Genomic DNA, 12,575 nt, shown 5'->3' with positions numbered 1-12,575 from the left:
AGCCGGGACAATGGTCAGAACAATAAAATTCCTTGATGGAAACTTACTTTTATTTCATATAAAATATAATTTTTAAGGTTTGACAGGTACTATTCTGATTTCTCAATCATAAAATATGACAAATTGCTTAATTGAAAGGCAGTAATCTTATGACTCCTTGCCCTGAAGGATTATACTCCTACACGATTCAAGGCGGTGATACATTATGGTTCATTGCACAGCGTTACCGCACTACCGTGGAGGAAATTATGGCAGTAAATCCGGGAATAAACCCGAATAATCTGTTAGTCGGGCAGGTGATCTGCGTCCCTCGTGGAAGCAGGAACCGCAATATGCCCAACCAGCCCCAGACTCAGCCCCGGACGCAGCCACAAACCCAGCCCATGACGCAGCCCACACCGCAGCCGATGACGCAGCCCCGGACGCAGCCACAAACCCAGCCCATGACGCAGCCCACACCGCAGCCGATGACGCAGCCCCAGACGCAGCCCACACCACAGCCGATGACGCAGCCGATGACGCAGCCCACACAGCAGCCGATGACGCAGCCCACACCGCAGCCAATGACGCAGCCGATGACGCAGCCCACACAGCAGCCGATGACGCAGCCACAGACACAGCCGATGACGCAGCCGATGACGCAGCCCCGGACGCAGCCCACACAGCAGCCGATGACGCAGCCACAGACACAGCCGATGACGCAGCCGATGACGCAGCCCCGGACGCAGCCCACACAGCAGCCGATGACGCAGCCACAGACACAGCCGATGACGCAGCCGATGACGCAGCCCCGGACGCAGCCCACACAGCAGCCGATGACGCAGCCACAGACACAGCCGATGACGCAGCCGATGACGCAGCCCACAACCCAGCCGATGACGCAGCCGATGACACAGCCTACAGCGCAGCCGATGACACAGCCCCGGACGCAGCCAGCACAGCAGCCGCAGACGCAGCCGATGACGCAGCCCACAACCCAGCCGATGACGCAGCCGATGACACAGCCTACGGCGCAGCCGATGACACAGCCCCGGACGCAGCCAGCACAGCAGCCGCAGACGCAGCCGATGACGCAGCCCACAACCCAGCCGATGACGCAGCCGATGACACAGCCTACGGCGCAGCCGATGACGCAGCCCCGGACGCAGCCAGCACAGCAGCCGCAGGCGCAGCCGATGACGCAGCCCACAACTCAGCCAATGACGCAGCCAACACCACAGCCTCAAACCCAGCCAACGGCGCAGCCGATGATGCAGCCCCGGACCCAGCCGGCAGCTCAGCCTCCAGCACAGGGAGAATGGAATCTTGGCTCCGGCATGAACAATTGTTTAGAAGGGATGCAATCCTATACAATTCAGGCTGGAGACAGTTTATGGCTTATTTCACAACGTCATTCTATAACAGTTGATGAAATTATGGAGGCGAATCCAGGGATTAACGCCAATCGTCTGTTCGTTGGCCAGGTGATCTGTATTCCCCAGTCAGGAGGCAGCCGCGATATGACTTCCCAGGCCCAGCCCCAGGCTGAAATCCAGCCTCAGACTCAAAGCGTAATAGAGGAAAACCGGAGGCGCAGAGGCAGGATGAACCGCTGCCCGGATGGATTATATCCCTACACGATTCAGGCCGAAGACACGCTTTGGCTTATTTCGCAGCGGCATTTTACTACCGTAGAGGCAATCATGGAAGCGAACCCAGGTGTGACTCCCAATAATCTGTTTGTCGGCCAGGTAATCTGTATTCCCCGGGGAACGAATCGAAAGGTACCTGAGAGGCCACGGAGACGGCCCCGCAACGAGGAAGAGCGGAGAGGCGGCAGAGATGAGAGACCCTGCCCGGGAGGATTGCATTCCTATATCATTGAAGCTGATGATACGCTTTGGCTTATTGCACAGCGTTTCCAGACTACCGTAGAAGCAATTATGGCTGTAAATCCAGGTATTAATCCAACGAATCTCTTTATTGGCCAGGTGATTTGTATTCCATATGGACAGAGGCTGCCAATCGTATGCCCGAGCCCTCGGCCGCAGCCCCAACCCCAGCCTGTGCCGCAGCCCCAGCCCCAGCCTATGCCGCAGCCCCAGCCCCAGCCAAGGCCCCAGCCACGGCCTGTGCCGCAGCCCCAGCCCCTACCGCAGCCACAGCCTCAACCAAGGCCGCAGCCCCAGCCTGTGCCCCGGCCCCAGCCTGTGCCGCAGCCACAGCCTCAACCAAGACCCCAGCCCGTACCGCAGCCCGTACCGCAACCACAACCCCAGCCCCAGCCCCCGGCTTCCATCACGGAGGCAGAACAAAATTTAAATAGCTATCTGCGGCTTTTATGGCTACAGCATGTATACTGGACGAGAATGGTTATTGAGAGTGTGGCTTTTGATCTTCCGGATGTGCATGTTGTAACAAATCGTCTTCTGCAGAATCCAAAGGATTTCGAAGAAGTATTAATTACATTCTATGGACCGGATAATGCCGCAAAATTTGCAGAGCTGCTGACAACCCACCTTACGATTGCAAATGAACTTGTTATGGCGATGAGGGATGGCAATGTGGAAGCCGCCTCGGATGCAGAAAAACGCTGGTATGAAAATGCAGATCAGATTGCAGCGTATCTGGCAAGTATTAATCCCAACTGGATGATGGATGACTGGCAGGATATTCTCTACGATCATCTGGCATTGGTAAAGACAGAGGCAAATGACATCCTGACGCAGAACTTCGAAAATAGCGTCAGCGTATTTGCTGACAATGAAAGGGAAGCTCTGGAAATGGCTGACATAATGTCAATGGGGATCGTTCAGCAATTCAGACAATATTTCATTTAGTATCAGGTAAGGAAAGTGTATCCCGAAAGCCTTAGAATGTCATTTGGGATATCATCCTGATTTTCATAAAAAAGTTCGTGTTTCCCTTTGCAGGAGCAAAACACGAACTTTTTTAATATTTGTATCTTCTTTCCTTTTTTGGAAAGATAAAATCTTCTTTCGGAATATTGGATATTAAATTCCATGGTATGCGACACCAGTAGCAGGCAGAATCCTTTTGTGTTAAAATAAACATGATCACAGCATGGTTTTAGGTGAAATTGGTGAGAATGAGAATAATATGCCATGGAATCACTCTACGAAGCGTAGATTGAAAAGTGAATGACAAACAATTACAATACTATATGGAGAAAAGCTGTAGGAGAGTCTGCGGCGGAATCCGGCTAGCTACATTTGATGAATCCTTAACGTTAGAAAGATGGTGACAGCAAAATGGATAAACCTTCAAGGAAGGCACTGAAAGAGCAGTACCAAAGCAGGAAAGTTGTTGGAGGAGTATACTGCATTCGATGCAGTGGCAGGGATCATGTCTGGTTTCGGGCCACGACTAATATGCAGGGAGCAAAAAACAGATTTTTATTTTCCCTTTCAACGGATTTATGTCCGGAAATATGTATGATGGATGCGTGGAAGGAGTCCGGGGCATCCCAATTTTCCTTTGAAGTAATTGAGGAAATGGAAAAAAAGGAGACACAGACGGAACAAGAATTTTCTGACGATGTGAATACACTTCTGGAGTTATGGCTGGAAAAACAGCAGGAGAAATAATCGATAATCAATGACCATAAAACGGGGAAGACCGGTTTTTGATTCCGGATAAGGAGGTAAACATGCAAAACAATAAAGTTGGTAGCATAATCCGCGCCCTGCGCTTGGAACACTCTATGACACAAAAGCAGCTTGCGGATAAAATGAATCTTAGCGATAAAACCGTTTCCAAATGGGAACGGGGCATGGGCCTGCCTGATATTTCCCTGATTCCGGAGCTTTCCCGGATTTTGGAAATCGATATTATGCATTTATTGTCCGGCGATATGACGCCCAACAATTTTACAGGAGGTAATATGAAAAACACGAAATATTTCGTCTGTCCCACATGCCAGAATATCACTCTCTGCACAGGAGAGGCGGAAGTCTCATGCTGCGGCAAGAAGCTGGAGGCCCAGACCTTAAAAAAAGCCGAAGAGAGAGAAAAACTGTCTGTTCAGGTCATGGAAGACGACTGGTATATCACCAGTGACCATCCCATGGATAAAGAGCATTACATTTCCTTTGTGGCTCTGGCTTGCAGCGACCGTATCCAGATTATGAAGCAATACCCTGAATGGAATTTAAATGTGCGCATTCCAAAAAGAGGCAATGGAATGCTGATCTGGTACAGCACAGATTGCGGTCTGCAGTATCAATTATTAAAATAAGACAGGGAGGTTCAGCGGAACTTTACCGCAGTCCCGTAAGCGATGACTTCTGCGGCCCCCTGCATCACAGAGGAGGAGGCAAAACGGATGGCCACGATCCCGTCGGCGTGTAATGCCCCGGCCTCTTCCACCATGCGTTTTGTAGCAAGCGCCCTGGCCTCGTTCATCATTTCTGCATAGGATTTCAGTTCCCCGCCTACCAGGGACTTTAACCCCTGGGTAATATCTTTTCCAAGATTCCTAGACTGGATGGTGCTGCCTTTTACCATTCCCAGCATTTCCAGTTCTTTTCCGGTAATATACTCAGTAGTTACTAAGATCATCTTCTTCACCGCTCCTTATTTCCCTGATTCGTTCTACAAGAACATAGATGCATCCTCTCGCCAAAATTAAGGGAATTATGGTTCCAAGCAGCTTCACTGCAAGGGGCAGTCCCTTCATTAATATACATGCGGCTGAAAAACCCATGTAATAGATAACAAGGAGTATGGTTATCACAAGAGGTGCAATGATTTTCTTTCTGTGCAGCTTCATGTATTCATCCTCAGGTTTTCATGATGATTTTATTCTATAAAAAGTTTCTGCATAAAAGGCGAAAATTATGTATGGCCGATGATCCAGTTGAGGTTTGCGTCAGAGAAAACACAGGGAGATCAGTGCCCCCTGTGCTTTTCCTTGCGTTTTGCCTGACGCAGTTCATATTGGTACTCTTTCTCAGCTTCCCGCTGAGCGCGGGAACGGGATTTTCGTTCCAATTTAACCTGCTCCTGTTGAAGCTTCAAAGCCTGCTGCGCCTTTGTTCCAATTCCGGTATTTTGCAGCTGCCTGTCAATTTCTCTTCGCATTCTCTTGGGACTGATGTGTTTTTCCAGCATTGCAGACCCGTTAAGAGACGGACTGAACCGAAGCCTGTGGTAGTTTTTGAGTATAAAATCGTAGATTTCGTAATCCTTAGGTTCCGGCCCAAAGGTAATTTTGCATACCTCGTATCGGTCTTGGTTTTCACTCTCCCAGATACCTACCCAAAAGGGGTCCTCAAATAATACGGTCAGTCGGGAACAAGTTTTTCTCATAGTAATACCCTCCTTTTATGTGACTTGCAAAGAACGGACAACCAAGGAGGCAGGTTACTGACAGCACGTGCTGCGTCCGGACTACCGACCGGAACTGTGTTTTTATCTCTGCACTGTATATTTTAGCACATATTATCTTAACATAGAATCATTATTTTCTTTCAGTTCCGTATTTCCTTAAGGCTCTCACCTTGCACTGTGCCGGGTTTTAGGCTATACTGATGATGTTTTATACTATAATCAGGCAAAGGAAACGTGATTTACATGGACATAGAGTCAAAGCATAAAACAGCGATCCCCCGCTACCAGCAAATTGCGGCAGAGGTGGCGGCCCGGATCGCCAATGGGGAATATGAGGAGGGTGAGAAAATATACGCCCGTTCCTCTCTTGCCAGCCAGTATAGCGTATCTCCGGAGACTGCGCGGCGTGCCATCTGCATACTCAGTGATCTGGGTATCGTATCCTCGGAAAAGGGCAATGGGATCATTATTAAGTCCCAGAAAAAAGCTGCGGATTATATCCGTCAAAACGGCAAACGGCAGACCATTGATACCATTAAGGAAAATCTGTTAAAAAGCGTCAGCCGCCAAAAACAGGAAATGGAATATTTAAATGACTGCCTGAAGGAATTGATCGGGGCTTCCGTCCATTTCCGGTCAATGAACCCGTTTATGCCCTTTGAAATACGGATCACCAGCGAATGCGCTCATTTAAATAAGACCGTAACGGAAATCCAGTTCTGGCAGCGTACCGGAGCCACTGTGATTGCTGTCAGCAGGAATGATACTGTCATAAAATCCCCCGGACCATACGTTGCTTTATCGGAAAATGATACCATTTATTTTATAACACAGGATGACACCCCGGACAGGGTAAGAGAGTTTTTATATTCCTCCAAATAACAGTTTTATGATGACGCCTGAAGCCAGATTGCTTCAGGCGTTTTTTACTGAAATTTGACAAAGTGACAACTTTATAATATAATCAAGTTGTTACTTTGCTAAAAAGGAGGGAAAAATATGATACAATTTGAACGTATTTCAAAACGTTATAAGGCAAAGCAGGTTTTGAATCAAATTACATTTACGATAAAAAGTGGTGATCTGGTGGCAATTATTGGTGAGAGCGGCTGCGGAAAGACGACATTGTTAAAAATGGTCAACCGTTTGATCAAGCCCTCATCAGGAACGATTTTCATTGATGATAAAAGCATCGCCAGTATGGATGAGGTTGCTCTCCGAAGGAGAATCGGATATGTGATCCAACAGACGGGACTGTTCCCCCATATGACTGTCAAAGAAAATATTGAGCTCATCCCAAAGCTGGAAAAGATACCTTCCAAGGATATTGAGGACAATACAAGGAAACTGATGCAGATGGTAGGTCTTGACTGTGATGAATTTTTGCACCGGTACCCAACGGAGCTTAGCGGAGGGCAGCAGCAGAGGATCGGCGTTGCCAGAGCTTTTGCAACGGACCCGGATATTATCCTGATGGATGAGCCGTTTTCAGCCCTGGATCCTATGACAAGATCGGATCTTCAGGATGAGCTGGTGCAGCTTCAGGCAAAGCTAAAAAAGACAATAGTATTTGTGACTCATGATATGGATGAAGCCGTTAAGATTGCTGATATGATCTGCATCATGAAGGATGGGGATATTCTTCAATATGATACTCCCGAACATATCCTGAACAATCCGGTGGATGAATTTGTTTCTAATTTCGTAGGAAAAAACAGGATCTGGTCCTCACCGGAATACATCAAGGTATCCGACATCATGATCGAACAGCCGGTTACAGCCGGCAAAGACTTATCGGTACTGAAATGCATTGAAAAGATGCGAAGGAACAAGGTTGACAGCCTGCTGGTGGTGGAACGGGACAGCAGGCGTTTGATGGGGATTGTCAAGGCCAGCAGATTAAGAGGCATTGAAGACAGAAACCAGATAGCAGAACAATTTATGTATGAGGACTTTCCTTTCCTTTTCCCGGAACAGTGTATTCTGGATGCACTGAAAATAGTGACTGAAAAACAGGTATCTACGGTTCCGGTAGTGGATGACCAAAGGCGTCTGAAAGGGCTTATTACACGGAGCAGCCTGGTAACCACACTGAGTCAGCAATACTTTGACTATGAAGGAGGAGAGGCAGAATGAATTTCTGGAATTATATCTTAAGCAATTATCCGCAGATCTTATCCTTGTTGATTGAACATCTGAAGCTGACCGCCGTATCGGTGGGTCTGGCGATTCTCATTGGAGTCCCTCTTGGAATTTTTATTTCCTATGCGGCAAAAGCCAGCAAACCGGTTTTGTCAGTTGCAAATGTGATCCAGGCCATTCCCAGTATGGCTCTTTTAGGCTTCCTGATCCCATTGCTGGGGATCGGTATTATTCCGGCCATTGTTGCAGTTGTTCTTTATTCTCTGCTTCCCATTATAAAAAACACCTATACAGGAATTGAAAATATTAATCCCCAGACCCTGGAGGCTGCCAGAGGAATCGGTCTGACGCCGTTTCAGGTGCTGACAAAGGTGCAGATTCCCCTTGCTCTTCCGGTCATCATGGCAGGAGTAAGGATCGCTTCCGTAACGGCGGTGGGGCTGATGACCATGGCAGCATTTATTGGTGCAGGCGGACTGGGATATCTGGTATTTTCCGGCATCCGGACGGTGAATAACAATCAGATCCTGGCAGGAGCTGTTCCTGCCTGTTTATTGGCCCTCATGGTGGACTTTCTTATTGGTCTGGTTGAGAAGCTGGTAACGCCGGTCAGCTTACAGAAGGGAGACCGTTCTGTTAAGGTAAAAAGAAGGAACGCACAGAAGGCAGTGCTTGCAGCGGCCTCAGGGCTTTTGGCTGTTGTATTTCTTTTCACATCTGTTGGCACAGTATCTGGAAATACACGTACCATATCCGTAGGGTCCAAGGATTTTACGGAACAGGAGATCCTTGGAAATATGGTAGCGGACTTAATCGAGGACAGAACCGATATTGCCGTAAGCAGAAAGCTGAGCCTAGGGGGGTCACAGGTGTGTTTCTCCGCCATAAAAACCGGGGACATTGATCTTTATATGGATTACAGCGGCACCTCCTACAGCGATATTTTAAAGCATCCTCCTATCAGTGATATGGAGCAGGTATATCAGACCGTGAAGAAGGAGTATAAAGAGCAGCTTCATCTGGAAGTGCTGAAACAGATGAGCTTTAATAATACTTATACACTGGCCGTGACCCAGGAAATGGCAGAAAGCCATCACTTAAATAAGATCAGTGATCTTGCCGGTATCGCGGGGACCCTGGTATCCGGCACTACCTTTGAGTTCTCCAACCGGAAGGATGGACTGTCGGGACTGCAGAAAACGTATGGCTTCCAGATGGGAAAAAGCCTTACCTTAGATGCTGCTCCACGGTACACCGCTTTAAAAAACGGTGAAATCAATGTCATTGATGCCTTCTCCACCGACGGGCTTCTTAAAAAATTCGACTTAAAAACTCTGGAAGATGATAAGGGATTTTTTCCTCCTTATTATGCGATTCCGGTTGTCCGGGAAGAAGTTTTGGAGGAATGCCCGGAAATTACCGGAATCATGGAAGAGCTGGCTCCGGTTTTAACCAATGATGTTATGATTGAACTGAACTATAAGGTAGATGAATTGCAGCAGACTCCCGCTGATGTGGCAAGAGATTTTCTGAAAGAAAAAGGATTGATATCATGATTTATGGAACACTGCTTTTTGCTTTTCTTTCCATGGTATTTTCTTCTCCCCGGTGGCGCTGGCTCATAAGCCCTGAAGCATCTTTATCGCCAAGGGAGGAGAAAATCGGCTTCCTCTTTGGACGGTATTTAAGGGATGCTGCCGTTGCCATGCTGCTCTTATGGCTCCTGAGGGATTGGAACCGTCCCTGGGTTTATTGGATCGCCGGCTGTGTGTTTTTCCTGCGTACCCTTGGATTTCTTATTCCTATGGCCAGGGTTTTTATAAATGATTAAATATTGCCGGGTGACTGCCGATTTTCATATTACAGCATAGCCGTTTAAAATAGTCAAATGCCATTAAGGGAAACCTTACCGGTGTTTTATTTTCTGCCGTTTGATGATCCCATAGAAACCTTGACATAAACTGTCTTGTTTTCTTATAATGAACTTGAAGTGAAATCACAGGGGGATCAAATGCTGTTGGAGAATGACATCATCATTGATTTCACATCGTGAAACCATAAAAGCAACATCACTAATAGGAATTGCAAGATATATATTTTTGGGGGAGGGTTATAGATGGCGGTGGAAAAGCAGTATTTATCAGATGTGGAAGCAATCTTATCACACAGGCATGACAATGGGGCTGACCTTTGGGCAACGGCCGATAAACGGCTGTTAAAAGGTTCCCCTTTTTCAACCTTTGACAGCGTTCTTTATCTGCTGGAGCTGGGAATGTCTCCTGATGAACCGGTTTTAAAGGATGCAGCTGATTTGATTTTCAGCACATGGCAGAAAGACGGGCGTTTTAAGATATACCCCAAAGGCAGTATTTATCCGTGCCAGACCGCGTTAGCCGCCAATGTGCTCTGTCACATGGGATTTGCCTATGACAGCAGAATGGAAAAAACATTTCAGCATTTATTCGATACCCAGTATTCTGACGGAGGCTGGCGCTGCAATAAGTTTTCCTTTGGTCATGGGCCGGAAACAGAGCATTCCAATCCCATGCCTACGCTGAATGCTCTCAATGCGTTTCGGTTCAGTGGATATTTTGAGAGGGAACCGTTACTTGACAAGGCGGTTGATTTTTTACTTGAGCACTGGCGGATCAGGAAGCCCATGGGTCCCTGCCATTATGGAATGGGAACGCTGTTCATGCAGGTGGAATATCCATTCCGCAATTATAACCTGTTTCAATATGTTTATGTTTTATCTTTTTACAGCCGGGCCAGGAAAGACGGACGATTTTTGGAGGCATTGGAAGCCCTGAAATTAAAAACTGCTGACGGCCAGATCATAGTGGAACGGGTGGTTCCTGAATTAGGGAAGCTTTCTTTCTGCAAAAAGGGGAAACCCAGCAGGCTGGCCACAAAACGATATGTTGAAATTTTAGAAAACTTAAAAAAGTAGGGAGATTTCTATGAAGAGAGAAATTCTTTCACCTCCTTGCAGTTATGATCTTACCTCCGTCAGGAAAAACCCTCTCGACTATTTTTGCCAATCTGTTTTTTGATTTCCCGGCAGCCAATTTACAGCCGCCTTTTTAATGCCTGTATTGTCAGGTTGATCTGGTCATATGGAAACAGCACAGAAAGCGGTAAGTGCTGCTCTGTGCTGTCTGATAGCGTATAGGATTATAAAGGTGAAACCAGTTATTTTTCCAAGTTCCAGATGTGTCTGTCCGCCCGAAACGGCAGACAGGATAAAGCGCCGAACATGCCGATTACGAAAAAGAGCATGGCAGCTCCGGAACCCTTTCCTGATCCAAATAACAAAACCCACAGACTATCTGGCCATTGAACTGCCATAAAGGGTTCAAACACACGGTCGACCAGAATTCCACCGGACAAATACCCCAGAGGAATGGTGAAAAACTGAAGGGTATTCCGTGCAGAATATACCCGCCCCTGGATTTCAAGCGGTATTTTTGAGCGGAAAAGCACATCCATATTGGCATTCATAACAGGAATGAATATCCAACCAAGGACTGCTCCCAGGCACCAAATGGGTGTATTCCGTCCAAAAGCAAGAATAAAGTTCTCTGTACTCATGGAAAAAAGCAGGCAGTTACAGATGACCCGGACTCTGCTTTTCGGCGGCGGCAGGATAGTGACCATAAGACTTCCTAGTATGGTCGCAACCCCTGTAAGAGTATTGACCATACCAAGGGCAATTTCTCCGCCCCCTGTGCGGGAAAGCAGCATTGCCGGTAATGCGGCGCTGAATATGGAAGCTGTAAAGTTGATGACTGCAAGAAACAGGATCAAATCCAGAATTCCCCTGTTTTCCCCAAGGTATTGCAGCCCGGTTTTTACGGACTGTAAGACCGTTTCCCTCCTGGCTCCAGCCTGTGCCTTCAGCTTCGGGATTTTAACAAAAAACAGCAGTCCAACAAACGCAACGGCAAATGTAATTAAATCAAATAAAATAACGAAATGGATGCTTGTAAATGAAAGGATTGCGGTAGCCAGCACAGGCGTCAGCACAGTAACCAGGGATTGAGAAAAAGAACGCATCCCGCTTACCTTCTGATAATATTTTTCAGGTGTCAGAAGGGTTATGGCAACATCGGAAGCCGGCTGCTGGACGGTATTCATCATTCCGTTGAGCGTGTTGATTGCGTATAAGTGCCAGACCTGGAGATTATCTGTTATCAGCAATAGGAGTACTGAAACTGTACATAATGCTGCAAAACTGTCACTGACAAGCATTGTGACCTTTTTGTTCCACCGGTCACTCAAAGCACCTGCAAAAATGCTCAGCAAAACGTAAGGACCATAAGAGCAGACCATTAACAGTGCGGTGGTAAGGGCGGAACCCTGCTGCTGATAGGACCAGATTACCACTGCAAAATTAGTCATTGCACTGCCCAGTGACGAAAAGGACTGGGTAATCCATAAAATCAGGAATGAACGAAGTTCCGAAATATTTGTTTTTAAATCTATTATCATGACTTTGCTCCTCTTTCATAAATTCTATAAAATATCATGAAAGTGCAAAGTCCAACAGACGAATTTGATTCGCTCCGTGCAGCTTCGTCCTGTTCAGACTTTGCACGGAGCCATGCCAATGCATAGCTTCATTTTTATTATCCCTCAATAAATTCTGTTTTTGTATAAAAATGGTTGGAAGGTGAATCATATCTGATTTTACTATAATAGAAATAGAAATACAACTGAATCTCTCTTATTTGGCCAATATGGTTCATGAAATCTAATAAAAATCCATGTATAAAACGGGAGAATAAAATTAAAGGGGGAAAAAGAAATGCTGCGGCAGTATTGACATTTCCCTGATCAGGTAGTATTATTACACTAATTGAATAACAATCTTCAGGGCAGGGTGAGATTCCCTACCGGTGGTAAAGCCCACGAGCCGCAAGGCATGATTCGGTGTAATTCCGAAGCCGACAGTATAGTCTGGATGAAAGAAGATCAAGCAGTATCCGTGTATTTTGACACGCCAACTGATAGTTCCGCTCTGAAATGAATCCTCATTTCAGAGCTTTTTGTATTACGGCGGTATCAATCCATGAATTCATGCAGAAAAATGCCTTGAACCT

The 12,575-nt window shown here is 46.8% G+C and carries 13 protein-coding genes and 1 riboswitch; of the genes, 8 read left to right on the top strand and 5 right to left on the bottom strand.

Going from position 1 to position 12,575, the window contains the following annotated elements; translation table 11 throughout:
* Positions 1–352: 352 nt before the first annotated feature.
* Complete coding sequence (locus tag CLOSA_RS22715) at positions 353–1,189, bottom strand: glycine zipper family protein (protein ID WP_049791677.1); 837 nt, start codon at positions 1,187–1,189, stop codon at positions 353–355.
* On the opposite strand from CLOSA_RS22715, the gene CLOSA_RS23255 reads away from it, so the two are divergent.
* From CLOSA_RS23255 to CLOSA_RS16000, 3 genes are all read left to right on the top strand, one after another.
* On the top strand, positions 1,176–2,819 hold the full coding sequence (locus tag CLOSA_RS23255; protein WP_242647818.1) for a LysM peptidoglycan-binding domain-containing protein: 1,644 nt from the start codon (positions 1,176–1,178) through the stop codon (positions 2,817–2,819). The genes CLOSA_RS22715 and CLOSA_RS23255 overlap by 14 nt on opposite strands.
* A gap of 432 nt (positions 2,820–3,251) precedes the next feature.
* On the top strand, positions 3,252–3,587 hold the full coding sequence (locus CLOSA_RS16005) for a GIY-YIG nuclease family protein (protein ID WP_013273796.1): 336 nt from the start codon (positions 3,252–3,254) through the stop codon (positions 3,585–3,587).
* Between the two features lie 62 nt (positions 3,588–3,649).
* Positions 3,650–4,237, top strand: coding sequence for a helix-turn-helix domain-containing protein (locus CLOSA_RS16000; protein ID WP_013273795.1), 588 nt, complete (start codon positions 3,650–3,652; stop codon positions 4,235–4,237).
* 11 nt (positions 4,238–4,248) lie between these two features.
* Here CLOSA_RS16000 and CLOSA_RS15995 read toward each other — a convergent pair whose 3' ends face one another.
* The 3 genes from CLOSA_RS15995 to CLOSA_RS15985 form a co-directional block, all read right to left on the bottom strand.
* Positions 4,249–4,560 carry a YbjQ family protein gene (locus CLOSA_RS15995; RefSeq protein ID WP_013273794.1) on the bottom strand — a complete coding sequence of 104 codons (312 nt, stop codon included), beginning with the start codon at positions 4,558–4,560 and terminating at the stop codon, positions 4,249–4,251.
* Positions 4,541–4,771, bottom strand: coding sequence for a hypothetical protein (locus tag CLOSA_RS15990; RefSeq protein ID WP_013273793.1), 231 nt, complete (start codon positions 4,769–4,771; stop codon positions 4,541–4,543). The genes CLOSA_RS15995 and CLOSA_RS15990 overlap by 20 nt, the downstream gene beginning before the upstream one ends.
* 119 nt (positions 4,772–4,890) lie before the next feature.
* Positions 4,891–5,310: a YjdF family protein gene (locus tag CLOSA_RS15985; protein WP_013273792.1), complete on the bottom strand. Its 420-nt coding sequence runs from the start codon at positions 5,308–5,310 to the stop codon at positions 4,891–4,893.
* A 264-nt stretch (positions 5,311–5,574) separates the two neighbouring features.
* On the opposite strand from CLOSA_RS15985, the gene CLOSA_RS15980 reads away from it, so the two are divergent.
* The 5 genes from CLOSA_RS15980 (at position 5,575) to CLOSA_RS15960 (ending at position 10,423) form a co-directional block, all read left to right on the top strand.
* Positions 5,575–6,213, top strand: coding sequence for a GntR family transcriptional regulator (locus CLOSA_RS15980; RefSeq protein ID WP_013273791.1), 639 nt, complete (start codon positions 5,575–5,577; stop codon positions 6,211–6,213).
* Between the two features lie 117 nt (positions 6,214–6,330).
* Complete coding sequence (locus CLOSA_RS15975; RefSeq protein ID WP_013273790.1) at positions 6,331–7,467, top strand: ABC transporter ATP-binding protein; 1,137 nt, start codon at positions 6,331–6,333, stop codon at positions 7,465–7,467.
* On the top strand, positions 7,464–9,029 hold the full coding sequence (locus CLOSA_RS15970) for an ABC transporter permease/substrate-binding protein (protein WP_013273789.1): 1,566 nt from the start codon (positions 7,464–7,466) through the stop codon (positions 9,027–9,029). The genes CLOSA_RS15975 and CLOSA_RS15970 overlap by 4 nt, the downstream gene beginning before the upstream one ends.
* The gene (locus CLOSA_RS15965) at positions 9,026–9,304 is read left to right on the top strand and encodes a hypothetical protein (protein ID WP_013273788.1); all 279 of its coding nucleotides are present in this window, start codon (positions 9,026–9,028) and stop codon (positions 9,302–9,304) included. Before CLOSA_RS15970 ends, CLOSA_RS15965 begins: the two co-directional genes overlap by 4 nt.
* A gap of 285 nt (positions 9,305–9,589) precedes the next feature.
* Positions 9,590–10,423: a prenyltransferase/squalene oxidase repeat-containing protein gene (locus CLOSA_RS15960; protein ID WP_013273787.1), complete on the top strand. Its 834-nt coding sequence runs from the start codon at positions 9,590–9,592 to the stop codon at positions 10,421–10,423.
* Between the two features lie 242 nt (positions 10,424–10,665).
* Here the strand turns inward: CLOSA_RS15960 and CLOSA_RS15955 are convergent, their stop codons facing one another.
* Complete coding sequence (locus CLOSA_RS15955; RefSeq protein ID WP_013273786.1) at positions 10,666–11,964, bottom strand: MFS transporter; 1,299 nt, start codon at positions 11,962–11,964, stop codon at positions 10,666–10,668.
* A gap of 373 nt (positions 11,965–12,337) precedes the next feature.
* Positions 12,338–12,452, top strand: a riboswitch (FMN riboswitch).
* Positions 12,453–12,575 lie beyond the last annotated feature (123 nt).

It is taken from the genome of [Clostridium] saccharolyticum WM1 (assembly GCF_000144625.1).
Taxonomy (GTDB): domain Bacteria; phylum Bacillota; class Clostridia; order Lachnospirales; family Lachnospiraceae; genus Lacrimispora; species Lacrimispora saccharolytica.
The sequence above is the reverse complement of the archived record's forward strand: the minus strand, read 5'-3'. Positions and strand labels throughout refer to the sequence as shown.